We start from the raw sequence: 19,248 nt of genomic DNA on the forward strand, positions 1-19,248 counted from the left end.
TATTTTATCTAAGTTTTCTTGGCTTTATTTTTAATTTCGATTAAAATACATCCAACACAATAAAAATTAAAACCTTATTACTTCCGACCCATATTTATGAAAAATCAATTCGTCGCAGTGGCAGTCGGTATCGTCTGCCCCATACAGATCATGTATGCAGCAGGAATAGAAAACTCAGATCAATCGATCTCGGCCTTTCTTGAACACGGAAATTATACTGAAGCCAGTTTCGCTTATGTCGATGCTCAAGTTGACGGCAAAGTTCAGAATCAAGGCTTAATTAGTGAATTGGGCATCACTGATTTTTCTACAGGGAATCTCGCTCATCAACAATTTTCTGGGAAATTTGCACTTAAAATTCAACCACATGAAAATATTTCTGCGGGAGTAATTTATGAGCAACCTTTTCATACTGATATCAGTTATCAATATAGTCCTCGCTTACCAGATAGCTCAAATATCGATATTGAAAGCGCCGATATTAACTTTAGAACGCATAACCTAACTGGACTGGTAGGCTATCAACCCAATAAAAATTGGAATATTTATAGCGGTTTAAGCCTACAAACATTTAAGGCTGATTTAAAAATATCTGGGCAACAATATGCTGCTCTCAATGGCTACCATGCCGATTTTAAACAAGATGAAGCGCTTGGTTGGCTGCTCGGTTTAAGCTATCAAATCCCTGAATATGCTATTAAAACTAGCCTAACCTATCGTTCAAAAATCAAACATGAAAATACGACCTCTGAATCAACTTTATATTCAAATGGTCCTTTTCAATTAGTACCAGACACCCATACCTCCATTCAAACGCCACAAAGCGTTAATTTTGAATTTCAAACAGCTGTTAGCTCACATAATGCTGTATATGGCACAGTTCGTTGGATTAATTGGAAAGATTTCAACATTCAGCCACCGCAGTTTAATGCCGTGCTTCAATACGCAGCACTCGATCCACAATACCGTGATTTAGCTGATATCCAATTGGTGGAATATCAGAAAGATCAATGGTCAGGAAAGTTAGGGATCGCACATCAATTGAATCCGAGTTGGCTCGCTGCTGCAGAGTTTATTTGGGACAACGGGACAGGAAATGCGGCGTCTACCTTAAACCCAAGTGATGGCTATCGAGGTTTAGGTTTAGGTATGATGCATAAATTTAACCCGAACAATTTTCTAGCAACTGGCTTGTATTATTTGAAACTCTCAAAACCATCGAATACTGAAACATCTCATATTTCAGGTCTTGCAAGTCTCTCAGACAATGATGCCATGATCTATGGTCTGAAATTTGGTCACAGATTTTAAACGCTTTCTAATAAAAAAAAACGAGCCGAAGCTCGTTTTTTTATTTCAGTAAGAACTTACCAATGGTAGCTCACACCTACTTTACCTACTGGAAGCCATTGATATTTATCATCTTCACGGATTTTTTGCTCTTCTGCTCGTAAATCTGCAGATGCATTACCACCAGCAGCATTAACAAATGTACCAGATTTATCTAAGTCAACTGCTGGATTACCTGTGTAGTAAGCACCCACTTCACCAAAGACACCCCAGTTTTTATTTAATTTAGGCGCAAAACCCAAACCTACATACGGTGCAATATCATTTTCGTAAGACATGTTTCCGTTAACAGATCCGTTATACGAATAATTTGTACCATTGATTTTAATTGTGCCATCTTTAGAACGTTTAGTTAGATCATATTCGTTATCAATATAACCCACCCCTGCTGCAACGTATAAACCTTGTGCCCATGGATTTGCACTTGCTCCCCAAGGACGAATCTCAGCATTCAAATACGCAGTGCTATTTTCCATATCTAGATCGTACTTTGTACCATCAATAGAGACATCATCTGTCCACGAAATATCACCACCGTTATAACCTAATGCAAGGCCGACGTATGGGTTCGCAGTCCAAAGTAACGCACCACCATAACCAGTCGTACCCACTTCTAGACGAGCGCCAGTTGGGATAAGTTGGTTTTGATCAAATGCATAGCCATCATGAACTACAGAGGTATCTGCCATTGCAGTACCTGCAGCAGTAAGTAGAGCAGCTACTGTTAATAAACGTAATGATTTCATGTGTTTCTCCTCAAAATAAACTGTTATTCAGATTTCTACAGTCTTGTTATATGGCACATGTTAAAAGGAAACACAGCTCAACATTTATGCAAATTTACTGATTTTTTGTTAACTTTTGATACATTTAGATTTTAATATTGATTAATAAAGAGTTTTTGTTTGATTTTTTAAACATAATAATGATGCTTGAGAACAATTCTGTATATTTTGCGTATTTTTTATACAAATTTTATGAAAGTGCTACATCCATCACCCTTAGTTTCTTGCTTTTAGCGCTTGCTTAATAATTAATTCCGATCCTAGGCCGATTTACCATCTATTTTTAACTCGATTTAGTGTAAAATCTTGGAAAATTTTTTTCTGGATGGAAGAACATGTCTCAGCTTTCAACAATCATTGAACAAGCGTTTGAAGACCGTGCTAATTTCACTGCAGCTGACTGTCCTGCTGAAGTACGTGCAGCAGTAGAAGAAGTGATCGCTGGCCTAGACAACGGTACATTACGTGTTGCTGAAAAAATTGATGGTGAATGGATTGTTCATCAATGGGTGAAAAAAGCCGTTTTGCTTTCATTCAAATTGAACGACAACAAACCAATGGAAGCTTGTGACTTACGCTTCTATGACAAAGTAGATACTAAGTTCTCTGACTGGACTGAAGAACAATTTAAAGCTGCTGGTGTACGTGTAGTACCACCTGCTGTAGCACGTAAAGGTTCTTTCCAAGCAAAAAATGTTGTATTGATGCCTTCATATGTCAATATTGGTGCATATGTTGACGAAGGTACAATGGTTGATACATGGGCAACTGTTGGTTCATGTGCTCAAATTGGTAAAAACGTTCACTTATCTGGTGGCGTTGGTATTGGTGGCGTTCTTGAACCACTTCAAGCAAACCCAACAATCATTGAAGACAACTGCTTTATCGGCGCGCGTTCTGAAATCGTTGAAGGTGTGATCGTAGAAGAAGGTTCTGTGATTTCAATGGGCGTATTCATTGGTCAATCAACTAAGATTTATGACCGTGAAACTGGCGAAATCCATTACGGCCGTGTTCCTGCTGGTTCTGTTGTGGTTTCTGGCAGCCTGCCTTCTAAATGCGGTAAATACAGCCTATATGCTGCAGTAATCGTGAAAAAAGTTGACGCGAAAACTCGTGCGAAAACAAGCTTGAACGACTTATTACGCGAAGACTAAGTCTTTATTTCAGCGGAGCATTCGTGTTCCGTGGAGCCTCTATCGCTCCTCGTCTCTACGGTTAGCAATGATCGTAGAGATTTTTTGTTTTTTTATATCTGGTTAATTTTGTTATGAGTACCCTTCGATCTTCCGCTATTCCTGTTTCTGATCCGTCTGCGGGTTTACGTATTACGGAGATTTTTTATTCATTGCAAGGTGAAGCCAATACCGCAGGTTTGCCTACGGTCTTTATCCGCTTAACAGGCTGTCCTTTACGTTGCACTTATTGTGATACAACCTATTCGTTTGAAGGCGGTGAACGCCAATCATTAGAAGAAATTATTCAAACCACTTTAGATTTTAAAACTCCTTATATTTGCGTGACGGGTGGTGAGCCGCTTGCTCAACCGAACGCCCTTCCCCTCATGACTCGTCTGGCCGATTTAGGCTGCGAAGTCTCTTTAGAAACCAGTGGTGCTTTAGATGTGTCTAAAGTTGACCCACGTGTTTCAAAGGTTATGGATTTAAAAACCCCGACATCGGGTGAAGTTGCACGAAACTTGCTTAGCAACTTCGACCATTTAACGCCACATGATCAGATCAAATTTGTGATTTGTAATCGTGAAGACTATGAATGGTCAAAACAGCAAGTTGAGCGCTATAAGCTAAACGAAAAAGTCAGCACCATTTGGTTCTCTCCGGCCTTTGCCGTTGAAAAAGGTGCTGCTCGTTTGCCTCAGCTTGCACGTGATTTAGCACAATGGATTTTAGAAGACCATCTCCCTGTTCGCTTCCAATTGCAATTACATAAATTGCTTTGGAACGATGAAACTGGTCGTTAAGTTTTAAAGAATTATTTGGAGTAATGCATATGCGCCCTCGTGCCATAGTTTTATTGTCTGGCGGCTTAGACTCAACCACTTGTTTAGCTTGGGCTCAAGCACGTTATGAATGTATCGCCTTAAGTTTTATGTATGGTCAACGTTCTACAACAGAACTGGATGCTGCTCGTGAGTTAACTAAGCAGGCTGGTGTAGAACATCGTGTCATTAATATCGATTTAGGTAACTTAGGTGGCTCTGCGTTAACGGACCATAGCATTGAAGTTCCTGATCATGAACAAGCCGGTATTCCTGTAACTTATGTACCAGCGCGTAACACGATTTTCTTGTCATATGCTTTAGCTGCGGCGGAAGTTTTTGGTGCAGAAGCAATTGTCATTGGTATTAATGCGGTTGATTACTCAGGCTATCCAGACTGCCGTCCAGAGTTTATCGAAGCCTTTGCCAACATGGCTCGCCTTGCAACTAAAGTTGGCGTTGAAGGAAAACCACTTAAATTTGAAACACCTCTGTTACATTTATCCAAAGCAAATATCATTCGCTTAGGTATAGAACATGGCGTAGACTACAGTCAAACGGTGTCTTGCTATCAAGCAGATGACCAAGGTCGTGCTTGCGGTAAATGCGATAGCTGCCGTCTTCGTAAACAAGGTTTCGTTGACGCAGGTGTTGAAGATCCGACACGTTACATACCGAAATAACAAGGTAGGGTTTATGAAAAATTTAAAATCAAACATTATTCTTTCTGCTGCTTTCTCTGCAGCTGCATTGTTTGCTTCAGTTGCACACGCTGACAACGACAAGCTTCAACAAGCATATAAGAGCACTAACGTAAAATCTTCGTTAATTAATGTTTGTAAAGAAGAAACTGGCAAAGGTAAAAAACTAACTGCCGCTGAAGTTAGCAAATACTGTACTTGTGCTGTTGAAGCAGATGGTCGTTTAACCAATGCTCAAAAATGGGAAATCCAAAGCACAATCAACCAGAAGAAAAGCCCTGCAACACTCGCTTTTGTTCAAAAACAAAATAAAGACCTTCAAGCATGTTTCGGTCCTCAGTTAACAGGTAAATTAAAAAATTTAACTGAAGAAGCAATGAAATCTGCTCAAGCGAAAAAATAATTTTCGTCTTAAAAAAGCCTGCAAATGCAGGCTTTTTTATTGCTTTAAGTTCAAAGTAAATTCTGTATGATGGTCATATTTCACATACTTTGTTTAAGCCCATTTAGGGATAAGACATGAAAAAGGAAATCTTCATGACTGAAATTAGCTTACCAAATCAAACCTTCCCAACCACCTCAGGTGAAGTCAACCTTGCAGAACTAAACAATGACTGGCTGATCATCTACTTCTACCCTAAAGATTCAACACCAGGATGTACGACGCAAGCCATTGGGTTTTCATGCTTAAAAGATCAGTTTGATGCGCTTAATACACCAATCTACGGCATTTCTCGCGACTCGGTTAAAGCCCATCAAAACTTCACTGAAAAGCAAAATCTAAGCATTGATTTAATCAGTGATAAAGAAGAAGTGCTATGTCAGCATTTCGATGTGATTAAAGAAAAAAATATGTATGGCAAAAAGGTTATGGGCATCGAACGCTCAACCTTTATTTTCCATCATGGCAAGCTGGTAAAAGAATATCGTAAAGTCAAAGCTGCAGGCCATGCAGAACAAGTCTTAGAAGATTTAAAAGCATTACAAGCTGCATAAAATTAATGATTTGAGCCCGCTCCTATAGGAATGGGCTCAAATTTAATGAGGACATATAACTAGAGCAATAATGAAATTGCAATTCCCCACATCACAACGCCAATAATAAAGTCTAAAACTTTCCATGCCTTTGCACTTTGGAAGAGCGGTAATAAATAGCGCGCACCAAATCCGAGGACAAAGAAAAACACCCATGAAGCTGTAATTGCCCCAATCGCAAAATATACGGCTGTCGATTCAAACTTCGTTGAAATAGACCCAATCAGCACAACCGTATCGAGATACACATGTGGATTTAACCACGTTAAAGCCAAGCAAATCAGTACCAACTTCAATAATTTAGTTTCATTCTTCTCACTGGGCGCTAAACTGCTCGAAGTTTTAAAGGCTTGCAGAAAATGCTGTGCCCCATAGACAACTAAAAACGTTGCGCCCAAATATTTCGCAACACTCACAATTTCCGGATGACTTTCAACCAATTGGGAGAATCCGAGTACACCCAATAAGATGAGTATCGAATCAGAAGCAGCGCAAATAGCACAAAGCCAAAAGACATACTGCTTTTTTAACCCTTGCTTGAGAATAAACGCATTTTGCGCACCAATCGCGATAATTAGGCTAAATCCAATTGCGAGCCCTTGCATATAACTGTGCAACATTTTTAACTACACTTTCAAAGCTTTAAATGAATGTTGCTATTATCTAAGCTTATTGCTAAAAATAAGTATTTATAAATAAATATCAATATAACTAAGTTTTTCTTAGTTTATAAAATTTCTAATGCTCATAGGTGACTCATGTTACAAAGCAAACATAGTGAAGCTTTTCTTGCGGTTGCTGAAACAGGAAGCTTTGAACAAGCGGCACTGCGTTTAAACATTACGGCATCTGCGGTCACGCTCAGGCTGCAAACTTTAGAAAAGAAATTAGGTCATGTACTCATTGTACGTGAACGACCCTGCCGCCCAACACTCGCAGGCCAATCTTTATTGCATTATTTACAACACAGTAAGTTACTAGAACATAATTTTCTGCAAAATCTAACAGGACAAACAGCGAATGCTTTCTATCAAGTCAATATTGCGACCAATGCTGACTCACTTGCGACATGGTTGCTTCCGCTACTCAAAGATCTCTTAATTGAAGAAAAAATCGTGATTCATTTTCAGGTCGATGATCAGTCACAAACACATCATTTATTAGAAGCCGGTTTGGTCAATGCCTGTGTCACAACAGAATCGGAAGCCATGAAGGGCTGCGTCGCAGAATATCTGGGAGAAATGCATTATCGCTTTGTAGCAACCCCTGATTTTATCCAAAGATGGTTCGGTCAAGGTGTGACGCGAAATGCGTTAAGGGCTGCGCCTGCACTGATTTTTAATGAGAAAGATGACTTACATACACAATCGATTCAGAAGAATTTCGGACTCAACCCTTCACAATATCCACATCATTTCATTCCCTCTTCAACGGCATTTTTTGATGCCATTACGATGGGCTTGGGCTATGGATGGTTACCCGACTATCAAAGTAAAGACTTATTAGCAGCGGGAAAATTGATAGAGCTTTCAACAGAACTCAGTATTGATCTAGCTTTGTATTGGCATCATTGGAACCAACAATCTGTTCAATTACAAAAATTGACTGCTGTTGTGCTGCAACATGCCAAAGATCATATGTGTTAAACCCTGTAAGACTGCGGTTATTCAAGCCGCCATTGGCCTTTGAGCTGAATCAGTACTTGCTCACCAACTCCACCGAGTGCTTTACGCATACCAAAATCACTACGCTTAATGGTTGCTAAAGATTGAACATCCAACACTTTTGGATTTTGCGGACTAGGGGTAAGTGTAGTATCGAAGATCACAGGTTTAGTGATACCACGAATGGTCAGATCCCCTCGAATCATATATTTCGCATAAGCCACGGGTTCGATTTGTTTACTGACAAACTTCACTTGCTTAAATTCAGCGGCATCAAAATATTCACTTCCCAAGATTAATCCCTTTAAGCTTGGGTTACTAAAACTGATGCTATCTACATCTAACACCAAATGAGCTGAACCTTTATGTGGAATTTCAGGATCAAACTTAAGGTTCGACTGAACCTTATTAAAGCGCCCTTCAACAATCGACAGCCCCACAGATTTAATACCAAAAGTGACCTGACTATTAGGCGTTAGCGTCCACTCAGCAGCATGTAGGGGCAATACGCAGCATAAAGCGAAGGCTCCCATATATTTTGCTAAGGTTCCGTGACGCAAATTCATGTTTTTCTCCTGAATAAAACACAACCTAAAATCACTACAATGTTTATTTTTTGCTCCATTGTAGTGCTAGAAATTTTAGCGTTTTTTTATAGCAGATTTGTTTTATCCTGAGTCATAAATTTGTGTTGAAGTTGTTTATAAATGTCTGTCTGTTGAAATTTTTGCAAAAATTCGACGGTACCTTGAGGAAAAGCATTATGCTGAATTTCACCGCGATAATACGCCTCGCGTACCGGTGTCGCAGAAATGGCCCCCTCTAGACTCTCCAACTCAACCATTTCCCATTCTGGGAAAAATTTTAAATAATAAGAAGAATCATCTTTAAAATGCCCGATCAAACCGACTTTTGCATTCGTTTCAACTACATCATTTACCAAAGATTTGACTAGCTTTTGCCATTTTTCATCGTTATATACATCAATCACATGCACAAACTTGATTCGCTTCTGATCTTGCTCTGAAAAATTCGACAAGATCATTCGCTCACGTTCTACAGCCAAAAATGGATTTTTGATATTACGTTCATTTTGCGCCGAACCCAGTGCTAAAAGCACATATTGACTTTGTTGCAAGGCAATTTTAATGGTTTGCAGATGTGCTAAATGGAACGGCTGAAAACGCCCAATGAAAACCAAATAATCAAATGTATATTTCATATCAAATCAAACTTTTTATGAACTGAGCAGTTGTGCCACAGGCTGAAATATGCGACATAATGTTGAGCATAAAATCAAAACGAAACTTTTACGCAAGGATAGTACGATGACACTGAGCTGTATTCAACAACCCCATGAACATTTGAATGCGAATTTGGACAATGGCGTACTGACCTTAGCCATCAACCGACCTCAGGCGAAGAACGCGCTGTATACAGAACTATATCTGTGGATTGCAAAGGCATTAGATGAAGCTGATGAAGATACTTCAGTGCGTGTAGTTGTACTCCGTGGTCAAGATGCGGACTTCAGTGCGGGCAATGACATGCAAGATTTTATGAAATCTGCTGCTCAAAAAGGGCAAGCTCCAGCTTCTGAAGGCGCACCGTTCATTTTATTAAAATCTGCTGCTCAATTTTCTAAGCCGTTGATCGCTGCGGTTCGTGGTGTTGCCATTGGGATTGGTGTTACGATTCTGCTTCATTGCGATCTAGTCTACAGCGACAATACTGCCCTATTCCAAATTCCGTTTGTGAGCCTTGGTCTATCGCCTGAAGGTGCATCGAGCAAGCTATTGGTTCAACAAGCCGGCTACCATAAAGCGGCGGAATTACTGTTAACTGCTCAGAAGTTTGATAGTGCGACAGCGCTTTCAGCGAATTTGGTCAATAGCATTGAAGAAGATGCTTATGCGACAGCTGCGAAAAAAGCAGCACAGTTATCTGCACTTCCGCTAGCATCTTTGGTTCAATCAAAAGCATTGATGAAACATAATGTAAATGAAATCGTGGCATGGATTGACCATGAAGCTGAGATTTTCATGGATCGAGTAGGTTCTCCAGAAATGATGGAAGCTGTTGCAGCCTTTATGCAAAAACGCAAACCTGACTTCTCTCAGTTCAATTAATGTTTTAATGGAACGTAAAAAACCACTCATATTTGGGTGGTTTTTTTCATCTTAGCCCCAATCTATTTTCTAAATTTAAAAACTGGATGTTTCCACATGACTGCAGCATCACAAACTGAAACTAAACCTGAAAAGAAACGCTACTACGAGCCTGCGCCTGAAGGCATCGATATCGAGAATTTTAAAAAAGTTGTACAAAGCCGTCGTTCTGTACGTAAGTTTACCGACAAGGCCATTCCAAACGACGTTTTAGATGAATGCTTAGACCTCGCCTTGCTTGCACCGAATTCATCGAATTTACAGCCTTGGACATTCTATGTCGTTCAGAATCCCGCAAAGAAAAAACAATTGGTGAAAGCTTGCTTAGGGCAACTTGCGGCAAAAACTGCTGCTGAATTGATTGTCTGTGTCGCGCGTACCGACCGTGTAGATGAAATGGCTAAACGTAATATTTCCGAATTTCCATTCCCTGAAGCACCTGCAGCTGTGCAGAAGTATTACAAGTTCATTCCTTATAACTATAAAACTGGTTACTTCAACGCACTAGGTAACTTTAAAAAAGTAGCTTTCAAAGTTGCACGTACACTGGATAAACAGTTGCCTGTGACGGCGTTTAATGAAGCAGATGCGAAACTTTGGGCGAGCAAAACCACAGCATTGGCTTGTGAAAACTTAGTTTTGGCTTTACGTGCCTATGGTTTTGACAGTTGTATGATGGAAGGTTTTGATGAACCTTTGGTGAAGAAAATTTTAGGATTAAATGCTCAGCAATACCCAGTGATGGTGATTGGTGCAGGTGAACGTGCTAAAGATGGTGTGTTCTTCCCGCAGTATCGTTTTGACCGTGAGCTGTTTATTCAGAAGATATAATTTGCTTTCAAAAGAATAGTCACAACCGCAATTGACTGCATAACTTTAAATATTAGGTAAGTCCCGTCTCCCTTCGGGAAGAGGAGCATTCTTCGTAAGAGGATGAGGGGCATAATCAAATCAATCCTCTCCCTAACCCTCTCCTTTAAAAGGAGAGGGAACTTTCATTATGAATTAAAAACTTACATCCACCATTTGAATAAACTCAAATGCCGGCTCTTCATAAGGATGACTTGCTTTTAAAGACCTTGCGACCTCACTCGCCTTCTCTTCAGGCACGATGGTTTCCACTCGCCATTCAGGGATAGACTCCAGCTGATCCAACTCACCAATAAAAGGATTTGCGCCTTTTACAGGTTTAAATTGCCCCGTCCCTAACACTTGCCAAGCGCAGTGTTCATAGTTGCCTATACCGCCTGCTCCAGCTTCAAAAACAGCCAGTTTAGTCGACTCTAGGTGAGACTCAGGTACATAATAAATCAGTTTTAACATTGGTTATTCCAGACGCTATTGTGCAGTTACATTATTTAAAGCACTGTAAATCATTTTCAATGCAACATTATTCGATGCATTCGGATAGGTTGCATATAAACCTAGTTTCGGTAATTCCACATCTGTTTGAATGACTTTGACCGAATCATTTAAAAATTTGAGTAAATATTCGGGCACAAAACTCAGGCCCATGCCCATATTAATCAAATTTAAATGCTGCATGACATTTGTTACCCACAGCATATGATCATGTTGCTGCTGATCAAAAGGAATCAAGGCATTTAAGGTATCGTAAAACACGGGAGAAGCATTTTGTTCACACATAATAATGGTGTGATTTTTTAACTCTTGAAGTTTTAAGATGCGATCTGATGGATGCAGATGCGCTGCGCCAACCAAATAAATTTGCTCACTTAAAACCTGAATATTGGTAAAGTCATCATGGCTTAAGTGGTAACGAGTAAAGCTAATATCCAGTTCGGTATTTTTTAGTTTTTGAATTTGCTCTGTACACGTCAAGCTATGTAAATGAATTTTCAAATCAGGAATATGCTGTTTTAATTGCGCCAAAATACTCGGCATAATTTTCAATTCTGCGACATTTAAAAAGCCAATATGTATTTGATTATTTTTGGCTTGCGCCACGTGGCGAGCTGCGGCTACAGCTTGTTTGGCATTTTCTAGTGCTTGCTCTGCATATTTCAGAAAAGCCTGCCCTTCATCGGTCAGTAAGACTTTGCGAGCAGAACGTTCAAATAATTGCACCCCAACTTCCTGCTCTAAGTCTTTAATTTGCTGACTGAGCGATGGTTGTGCTGTAAATAGTTTTTCCGCTGCCTTAGTGAAACTCTGTTCTTTCGCCACCGTCACAAAATAACGTAAATGTCGTAATTCCATTCGCTTCACTCCACACACTCACTACATCACCCGTGTCATGCAGTCAAAATACCAATAGATCTATAGTTTATATGAATATCCATTCTACTCGGAAAATCATTTGCCTAGACTGCGGACTATTCCAAGTTTTCGCTTCACATACACATGGAGTTTTTATGACACAGCAATTCGATACCGATGTTCTGATTATTGGCACAGGGCCTGCAGGTTCTACTTTAGGTTTGGCCTTGGCAAATTACGGCATACAGGTTCAGCTTTTTACCCAATTTAATTGGTTAGCTAATAGTCCGCGTGCCCATATTACCAACCAACGTGCGATGGAAGTGTTGCGTGACTTAGGCATCGAAGAACAGGTCAAAGAAATTGCAACGCCATGGGAACAGATGGGTGAAAGCCTCATCACCACAAGTCTTGTCGGTGAAGAAATTGCCCGTATGAGTGCTTGGGGCACGGGCGACGAACGTCGTGGCGATTATATTAAAGGCAGTCCCTGTCCGTTGGTTGATTTAATTCAGCCGAAAATGGAAGCATTGTTAGTTAAAAATGCAGCAGAGCGTGGTGCAATTTATAATTTTAATACTGAATATTTGTCTCATGTGCAAGATGAGCATGGTGTAACAGCAACCTTTTTAAATCGTATTACCCAAACTGAATTTAGCTTACGTGCCAAATATTTAATTGGTATGGATGGTGCGCATTCTAAAGTGCTTGAAGAGCTTGATTTACCCCTCGAAGGGATCATGGCTCGTGCAGGTACGGTATACGTGACTTTCAAAGCGGATCTTTCACAATATGTGAAAAACCGCCATGCCATTTTGCAATGGATTGTCAATCCTGAAGCCAGCTTTGGTGATCTGGGCATGGGCTTACTCCGTGCCATTACACCTTGGAATGAATGGATTATGGGTTGGGGCTTTGATATTTCCAAAGGCGAACCGCAAGTCACCGAAGAGCAAGTGCGTGCGCGTTTAAATGCCTTTGTCGGCGCTGAAGTTGAAAATGTCGAAATTCAAAAACTGTCTTATTGGTATGTGAACCAAACATGGGCAACTGAATACTCGAAAGGTCGTGTATTCTGCGGCGGTGATGCGGTACATCGTCATCCACCATCAAGTGGCTTAGGTTCAAATACCTGTATGCAAGATGCTTTTAACCTCGGTTGGAAATTGGCATATGCCATTAAAGGTTGGGCTGCTCCTACTCTACTTGAGTCCTATACCACTGAGCGTGCGCCTGTCGGCAAGCAAATCGTGGCGCGTGCCAATCAATCTCGCTTTGACTATAAGCATCTCAAAGAGGTATTTGGTTTTGACCAAGGCATCACAACTCAAGCTCAAATGATGCAACGTATTTTTGCAGAAGATGAACAAGCTGCAGAAATCCGTCAAAAGCTTTATCAAGCCTTAGAAATTAAAAACTTTGAGTTTAATGCCCAAGGTGTAGAGTTGAATCAGCGCTATACATCCAATGCCATGATTGCGGAATCTGAGCCTGAGATCTTTGCCAAAGATCAACAGCTTTACTTGCAAGCAACCACGCGTCCGGGGGCTAAAGTTCCACATACTTGGATTATTGATGCCAAAGGCGATAAGCAATCAACTTTAGATATTACAGGGCATGGTCGCTTTACCCTACTCACTGGTCTTTCAGGCAAAGGTTGGAAAACTGCTGCTGAATCTTTGAATCTACCTTATTTAGATGTGATTCAAATTGGTTCACGTGAATACCGTGACGTTTATGGCACATGGAATGCTAAATCAGAAATTCATGAATCAGGCGCAGTCTTAGTCCGTCCAGATGGGTATGTCGCTTGGCGTTATCAAGACAGTACCAATGCTGCTTTTGATTATGAAAATACGTTGAAGGCTGTGCTAAAACAGATTCAATTGGCTATTTAATCAAAAACCACCTTCGGGTGGTTTTATTAATTCAATTCATAAATTTTAGATTTTTATTTACGTTTTATTTTATTACTATAAAAACAACAAAATAAATTGGTTTGAATAATGTCTAATAAAAATTCGAAAACGGATTTAGTTTTAAACTCAGCTGAAAACCTTGCAGATGAAATTCTATTTAATACTGCCAATACTTTTTTAGAAGATGCTGTTAAATCCATTCCCTTTGCATCGCTTATTAGCAGTTCAATTCAAGCTTATACACATTATCGAACGCTAAAGGAGCAAAAACAACGTTTAGCTTTTATTCAAGAAATAGAAACTAATAATCAAAATTTTATAAAACATTTTTTTCAAGATAAAAATAACGCTGAACTCGGTTTAGAGATACTAGGCATATTGGATCAAACCTATTTAGAGCATCAAGCTCGAATGATTGGACGTACTGTTTTATTAAAATATCATGGGAAAATTTCTAAGCAAGAATTTGATAAATATACTTATATTATCACTCGCCTAAACAATCATCTCATTCATTTAATCAAGGAACTTTCTCTAATAGAAACGAATAAAGATGATCCTGATTTCGAGTACGATATTCAAAATCCAAATGTGGATCTTGCTAGCTTTAGTTTTTTAGTTCAAGTACCCTCCCAATTGTACCCAGGTGGTATACAAATAGCCCAATTCAAGAGAACTGAAACCTTTTACTATTTTTATGAAAATATTTTCAATGATTAAGCCAATCAAATGACTAGCGACATATATGTCACCCATTAGACTGCGGGATAGGACGTCCCATCAGTCTACAAAAGGGTTTTGTCCTACGAAGCATTGCTCCTCATGCTCTATCAAAAAAAAGAATCTCAAAGTAAAAAACCGCCTCACGGCGGTTTCTATATTTCAAATATTACATCTGCAATACATAACCCAGAACTAAAAACACCAACTGCAAACACACCACTGCACCAAAAATCTTCCAGCCCTTTTTACGCAGCGCAGACTTATCAACTGCCGAATATGCTACTGTTATAATCATGTCATCACCTCATCATGAGTGTTGATACTGAACTCGTTTAGTTATCCATCTTTCTTTTATCTTGCTAGTCTTTAATCTTGCATAGTTATTGTGCATAAATTACACACTAGCATGTTTCCACAAATATAAAAGCAAAATCTAAACCAAGTTCAGTGGGAGAAATAAAAATTTAAAACCAACAAAAAACCACCCGCAGGTGGTTTAAAAAACGAAAGCGATTATATGTGTAAAAACAAGCATTCACAATAATTAATATATCTTTTGGTAAATTTTAACCATAAAAAAAGCCACCCTAAGGCGGCTCTTTTCTAGGATTCATCTATCTAAGATTAACCAATAAATTTACGTGCATTACGGAACATACGTAACCAAGCACCATCTTGATCCCAGTCTTCTGGTTTCCAAGAATGCTGAATTGCACGGAAGTTACGCTCAGGGTGCGGCATCATAATCGTTGCACGGCCGTCTTTAGACGTTACACCTGAAATCGCTTCTGGCGAACCATTCGGGTTCATTGGGTAATGCTGCGTTGGGTTACCTTGGCTATCTACATAACGCAAGATCACTTGATCACCTGCATTCAATGCCGCAATGTTTTCCGCGCTAGCAACTACACGGCCTTCACCATGTGCCACGGCGATAGGAAGAATCGAACCTTCCATACCATCTAACAATACAGAATTAGATTTTTCAACGCGAACGTTAACTGCACGCGCTTCAAACATCTCAGATGTATTGCGGTGGAAACGAGGCCAAGCTTCTGCACCCGGAATGAGTGGTGCAAGCTGAGACAGCATTTGACAGCCGTTACAAATACCTAGAGAGAAAGTTTCATCACGGTTGAAGAATTTCTCAAATTGGTCACGAAGTTTAGGATTGAACAATACTGATTTAGCCCAACCGCCGCCTGCGCCCAATACGTCACCGTAAGAGAAACCGCCACATGCCACTAAGCCTTCAAAGTCATCAAGACTGATACGGCCAGCAAGCAAGTCGCTCATGTGTACGTCTACAGTGTTGAAGCCGACTTTATCAAATGCAGCAGCCATTTCTACATGACCGTTTACACCTTGTTCACGCAGAATCACCATGTTTGGACGGCGTTCATTGATGTACGGTGCTTCGATAGGCTCGTTCAAATCAAATGTTGGTTTTGCAATTAAACCTGCATGTGATTTGTCAGCAATCAACGCATATTCTTGATCCGCAGTTTCTACGTTGTCACGCAGACGTTGGATTTGATGAGACACTTCAGTCCATGCTTGCTGTAATTCAGCACGGTCTAAGCTCAAACCATTCACAGTTAAAGTATCTGTATCGTTTACAGTACCTACTACTGCAATTGCATCTTTAAGGCTAGACGCTGCAACTTCAGCTTCTAATGCAGCCCAATCCGCTTTGCTGATTTGAAGCACTGCACCAATTTCTTCTGCAAACAAGCTTGCAGTAGATTGATCTTCAAGTGCTGCACCTAGGCGTGAAGCGAACATCATTTCTGCAACAGTTGCCAATAGACCGCCATCACCGATGTCATGGTAAGCCTTGATTAGACCACGGTTGTTCCAGTCTTGAACCAATGCAAAGAATGCTTTGAAGTCATCGAAGCTGTCTACGTCAGGTGTAACAGAACCGATTGCTTTATAAACCTGAGCAAGGATCGAACCGCCTAGACGGAATTGACCTTTAGAAAGATCGATACGTACCAGTACAGACTCGATGTTTTTAAGTTCAGGTGTAAGTGTTTTGCGAACATCAGTCACAGGTGCAAATGCTGTGATCACGCCTGACATTGGAGAAGTTACAGATTTGTCTTCACCTTCGTCATTCCAAGTGGTACGCATAGACAATGAGTCTTTACCTACTGGAATTGCGATACCTAGTGCAGGACACATTTCCATACCGATGGCTTTAACACCTTCGAATAGCGCTTGGTCTTCACCTTGTTGACCTGCAGCAGCCATCCAGTTTGCAGACAATTTAATGTCGCTGATCTGGTCGATTTTTGCAGACATGATGTTCGAAATTGATTCTGCTACAGACAAACGTGCAGACGCCGCAGGATTTAACAACGCAACTGGCGGACGTTCACCCATTGCCATTGCTTCACCTGTATAACCTACAAGGCTCGTCGTCGTTACCGCAGCATCCGCTACAGGCACTTGCCACTTACCGACGAACTGATCACGTGCAACCATACCCGTAATCGAACGGTCACCAATGGTGATCAAGAACGATTTAGATGCAACAGTTGGATTTTTAAGAACGCGGTAAATCGCATCTTTTAAATCTGTTACTGTTTCAGCAGTGAAGTCATCGCCTTTACGTTCAATTGTTTCATACGAACGGCTCATACGCGGTGTACCGCCAAGCATAACTTGCATTGGCATATCCACAGCTTTGTTTTCAAACAATGGATCGTTTACTGTCAATTGACGTGCTTCAGTTGCTTCACCAAGTACGGCGAATGGGCAGCGTTCACGTGCACACAGTGATTCAAACAATTCTAAAGAGCTTGGACGAATTGCCAATACATAACGCTCTTGTGCTTCGTTCGACCAAATCTCCATCGGAGACATGCCTTTTTCTAGTGATGGAATTTTACGAAGATCAAGGATTGCACCTAACTCGTGATCGTTCACAAGTTCAGGCATTGCATTTGAGATACCGCCCGCACCCACGTCATGTACAGATACGATTGGGTTATGGTCTTCCATGCGCCAGCAAGCATCAATCACTTCTTGGCAACGGCGTTCCATTTCTGGGTTTTCACGCTGTACAGATGCGAAGTCTAGGTTTTCACCTAACTTACCGCTGTCTACAGAAGACGCAGCACCGCCGCCTAGACCGATCAGCATGGCAGGACCGCCAAGTACGATTAAAAGATCGCCCGGTTGGATTGCATCTTTTTCTACATGGTCAGGACGGATGTTACCGTAACCGCCGGCAATCATAATTGGCTTATGGAAGCCTTTTACGTCGCCATTTACATTTTGTTCAAACGTACGGAAGTAACCATTTAAAGCAGGACGACCGAATTCGTTGTTAAACGCAGCGCCACCCAATGGGCCTTCAATCATAATTTGAAGCGGAGATGCCATACGAGACGGCTTGCCGTAGTTTTCTTCCCAAGGCTGTTCAAAGCCAGGAATGTTCAAGTTAGAAACAGTGAAACCTGTTAAACCTGCTTTTGGCTTACCGCCACGGCCAGTTGCGCCTTCATCACGGATTTCACCGCCTGAACCTGTCGCAGCACCCGCAAATGGCGCAATTGCTGTCGGATGGTTATGCGTTTCCACCTTCATTAAGATGTGAGCAGCTTGGCTCTTATATTTGTAAACGTGCTGACCTGTTTCTTCGTCTTTTTTCGGATAGAAACGTTGAGTGTCAAAGCCCACGATCACTGATGCGTTGTCTTTATATGCAGACAAAACGTCATCTGGAGATTCTTTATAAGTGTTTTTAATCATTTGGAACAATGACAATGGCTGAACTTCGCCATCAATTGTCCATTCTGAACCAAAGATTTTATGACGGCAGTGCTCAGAGTTTGCTTGAGCAAACATCATCAATTCGATGTCATGCGGGTTACGGCCAAGCTTGTTAAACGCTGCAACTAAATAATCAATTTCTTCGTCAGATAGTGCAAAACCAAACTCAGAGTTTGCTTTCACTAAAGCGTCTTTGCCTTGACCTAAAATATCAATAGCATTTAACGGCTTTGGTTCAGTTTCAGAGAACAGCGCAGTCGCGTCTTCAATTTGATTGAACACGCTTTCTGTCATGCGGTCATGTAATGCCAGTTTTACTTCATCAGAAACAGCATTTACGCCCTTCAAAGTAAACAAAACACCGCGTTCAAGGCGATGAACCGGTGTATTACAGTTGGCGAAAATGTCCGTTGCTTTCGACGACCACGGAGAGATTGTACCAACGCGTGGCGTCACTAATATTTGGACTTCATCACTTGCAGCTTGGCGCAGTTCAAAAGATTGACCATCGTTTAAAAGCTGTAAAGCAGATTGCTGTTGTTGCTCATTCAGCGCTTGGTCAAATAAATAAACCAATTGGCTTTCAATTGCTTGAACAGAACTAATCGAAGATAGACGTGTTAATAGTTGCGTTTTCTTAAAAGAAGAGTGTGCTGGTGCACCGGCCACGATAAACATGCTGATTTTGGCTCCACGGGCTGGTCTTTTGAACCAAGCCGCAATGTGACTTGAAGAGAGCGCATATTCTACTGTGTATTGGTGAAATCAGCTAGATGGGAAAAGCATTTTCTGTTCGAGAATGGCACAAGATTTTTTAAATTTTGTTTTTATTTTCAGTCAAAAAGATTGAATACAGCAGCGCAGCTTAGCACAAAATAAATTGTAAAAAACATTAATCGAA

19 protein-coding genes are annotated in these 19,248 nt (G+C 40.6%); 11 read left to right on the top strand and 8 right to left on the bottom strand.

Features of this window, described 5'->3' with window-relative positions; all coding sequences use genetic code 11:
• Window positions 1-96 precede the first annotated feature (96 nt).
• Window positions 97-1,311, top strand: coding sequence for an OmpP1/FadL family transporter (locus FTV04_RS09015; protein ID WP_257221003.1), 1,215 nt, complete (start codon window positions 97-99; stop codon window positions 1,309-1,311).
• Window positions 1,312-1,367: 56 nt separating this feature from the next.
• Here the strand turns inward: FTV04_RS09015 and carO are convergent, their stop codons facing one another.
• A complete protein-coding gene (gene carO, locus FTV04_RS09020) occupies window positions 1,368-2,096 on the bottom strand; it encodes an ornithine uptake porin CarO (protein WP_111883964.1) in 729 nt (242 codons plus the stop codon).
• A 374-nt stretch (window positions 2,097-2,470) separates the two neighbouring features.
• Here carO and dapD point away from each other — a divergent pair, with 374 nt between their 5' ends.
• The 5 genes from dapD to FTV04_RS09045 all read left to right on the top strand — a co-directional run bounded on the left by dapD (window position 2,471) and on the right by FTV04_RS09045 (window position 5,831).
• Window positions 2,471-3,292 carry a 2,3,4,5-tetrahydropyridine-2,6-dicarboxylate N-succinyltransferase gene (dapD, locus tag FTV04_RS09025; RefSeq protein ID WP_111883963.1) on the top strand — a complete coding sequence of 274 codons (822 nt, stop codon included), beginning with the start codon at window positions 2,471-2,473 and terminating at the stop codon, window positions 3,290-3,292.
• A 113-nt stretch (window positions 3,293-3,405) separates the two neighbouring features.
• Window positions 3,406-4,116: a 7-carboxy-7-deazaguanine synthase QueE gene (gene queE, locus FTV04_RS09030; protein ID WP_078190348.1), complete on the top strand. Its 711-nt coding sequence runs from the start codon at window positions 3,406-3,408 to the stop codon at window positions 4,114-4,116.
• A 29-nt stretch (window positions 4,117-4,145) separates the two neighbouring features.
• The gene (queC, locus tag FTV04_RS09035) at window positions 4,146-4,817 is read left to right on the top strand and encodes a 7-cyano-7-deazaguanine synthase QueC (RefSeq protein ID WP_078190349.1); all 672 of its coding nucleotides are present in this window, start codon (window positions 4,146-4,148) and stop codon (window positions 4,815-4,817) included.
• A gap of 13 nt (window positions 4,818-4,830) precedes the next feature.
• On the top strand, window positions 4,831-5,238 hold the full coding sequence (locus FTV04_RS09040; RefSeq protein ID WP_078192024.1) for a hypothetical protein: 408 nt from the start codon (window positions 4,831-4,833) through the stop codon (window positions 5,236-5,238).
• A gap of 134 nt (window positions 5,239-5,372) precedes the next feature.
• Entirely contained in the window at window positions 5,373-5,831 is a 459-nt protein-coding gene (locus tag FTV04_RS09045; protein ID WP_180003271.1) for a peroxiredoxin, read from the top strand.
• 59 nt (window positions 5,832-5,890) lie between these two features.
• Here the strand turns inward: FTV04_RS09045 and FTV04_RS09050 are convergent, their stop codons facing one another.
• On the bottom strand, window positions 5,891-6,490 hold the full coding sequence (locus FTV04_RS09050; protein ID WP_180089289.1) for a LysE/ArgO family amino acid transporter: 600 nt from the start codon (window positions 6,488-6,490) through the stop codon (window positions 5,891-5,893).
• 138 nt (window positions 6,491-6,628) lie between these two features.
• On the opposite strand from FTV04_RS09050, the gene FTV04_RS09055 reads away from it, so the two are divergent.
• A complete protein-coding gene (locus FTV04_RS09055) occupies window positions 6,629-7,516 on the top strand; it encodes a LysR family transcriptional regulator ArgP (protein ID WP_180009956.1) in 888 nt (295 codons plus the stop codon).
• Window positions 7,517-7,533: 17 nt separating this feature from the next.
• Here FTV04_RS09055 and FTV04_RS09060 read toward each other — a convergent pair whose 3' ends face one another.
• Together FTV04_RS09060 and FTV04_RS09065 are read right to left on the bottom strand one after the other, a co-directional pair.
• Window positions 7,534-8,100: a YceI family protein gene (locus FTV04_RS09060; RefSeq protein WP_180007620.1), complete on the bottom strand. Its 567-nt coding sequence runs from the start codon at window positions 8,098-8,100 to the stop codon at window positions 7,534-7,536.
• 86 nt (window positions 8,101-8,186) lie between these two features.
• Window positions 8,187-8,756, bottom strand: a complete 570-nt coding sequence (locus FTV04_RS09065; protein ID WP_180089290.1) for a nicotinate-nicotinamide nucleotide adenylyltransferase — start codon at window positions 8,754-8,756, stop codon at window positions 8,187-8,189.
• 106 nt (window positions 8,757-8,862) lie between these two features.
• Here FTV04_RS09065 and FTV04_RS09070 point away from each other — a divergent pair, with 106 nt between their 5' ends.
• Window positions 8,863-9,663 carry an enoyl-CoA hydratase-related protein gene (locus FTV04_RS09070; RefSeq protein ID WP_180089291.1) on the top strand — a complete coding sequence of 267 codons (801 nt, stop codon included), beginning with the start codon at window positions 8,863-8,865 and terminating at the stop codon, window positions 9,661-9,663.
• A gap of 96 nt (window positions 9,664-9,759) precedes the next feature.
• Window positions 9,760-10,533 (top strand): nitroreductase family protein, encoded by a 774-nt coding sequence (locus FTV04_RS09075; RefSeq protein ID WP_180089292.1) that lies wholly within the window; start codon window positions 9,760-9,762, stop codon window positions 10,531-10,533.
• Between the two features lie 174 nt (window positions 10,534-10,707).
• On the opposite strand, the gene FTV04_RS09080 is transcribed toward FTV04_RS09075, so the two are convergent.
• The gene (locus tag FTV04_RS09080; protein ID WP_180059235.1) at window positions 10,708-11,025 is read right to left on the bottom strand and encodes a YqfO family protein; all 318 of its coding nucleotides are present in this window, start codon (window positions 11,023-11,025) and stop codon (window positions 10,708-10,710) included.
• Window positions 11,026-11,040: 15 nt separating this feature from the next.
• Window positions 11,041-11,922 (bottom strand): LysR family transcriptional regulator, encoded by an 882-nt coding sequence (locus FTV04_RS09085; protein ID WP_180089293.1) that lies wholly within the window; start codon window positions 11,920-11,922, stop codon window positions 11,041-11,043.
• A 155-nt stretch (window positions 11,923-12,077) separates the two neighbouring features.
• Between FTV04_RS09085 and FTV04_RS09090 the strand changes: the two genes are divergently transcribed.
• Together FTV04_RS09090 and FTV04_RS09095 are read left to right on the top strand one after the other, a co-directional pair.
• Window positions 12,078-13,820, top strand: coding sequence for an FAD-dependent monooxygenase (locus FTV04_RS09090; RefSeq protein WP_180089294.1), 1,743 nt, complete (start codon window positions 12,078-12,080; stop codon window positions 13,818-13,820).
• 108 nt (window positions 13,821-13,928) lie between these two features.
• Window positions 13,929-14,561 carry a hypothetical protein gene (locus tag FTV04_RS09095; protein ID WP_180089295.1) on the top strand — a complete coding sequence of 211 codons (633 nt, stop codon included), beginning with the start codon at window positions 13,929-13,931 and terminating at the stop codon, window positions 14,559-14,561.
• Window positions 14,562-14,730: 169 nt separating this feature from the next.
• Here FTV04_RS09095 and FTV04_RS16825 read toward each other — a convergent pair whose 3' ends face one another.
• Window positions 14,731-14,859: a KGW motif small protein gene (locus tag FTV04_RS16825; RefSeq protein WP_257221004.1), complete on the bottom strand. Its 129-nt coding sequence runs from the start codon at window positions 14,857-14,859 to the stop codon at window positions 14,731-14,733.
• A gap of 329 nt (window positions 14,860-15,188) precedes the next feature.
• Window positions 15,189-19,025 (bottom strand): phosphoribosylformylglycinamidine synthase, encoded by a 3,837-nt coding sequence (purL, locus tag FTV04_RS09100; protein ID WP_180089296.1) that lies wholly within the window; start codon window positions 19,023-19,025, stop codon window positions 15,189-15,191.
• Window positions 19,026-19,248: the final 223 nt, after the last annotated feature.

Origin of the sequence: Acinetobacter sp. YH12219 (assembly GCF_013417875.1) — a bacterium.
GTDB classification, from domain to species: Bacteria; Pseudomonadota; Gammaproteobacteria; order Pseudomonadales; family Moraxellaceae; genus Acinetobacter; species Acinetobacter amyesii.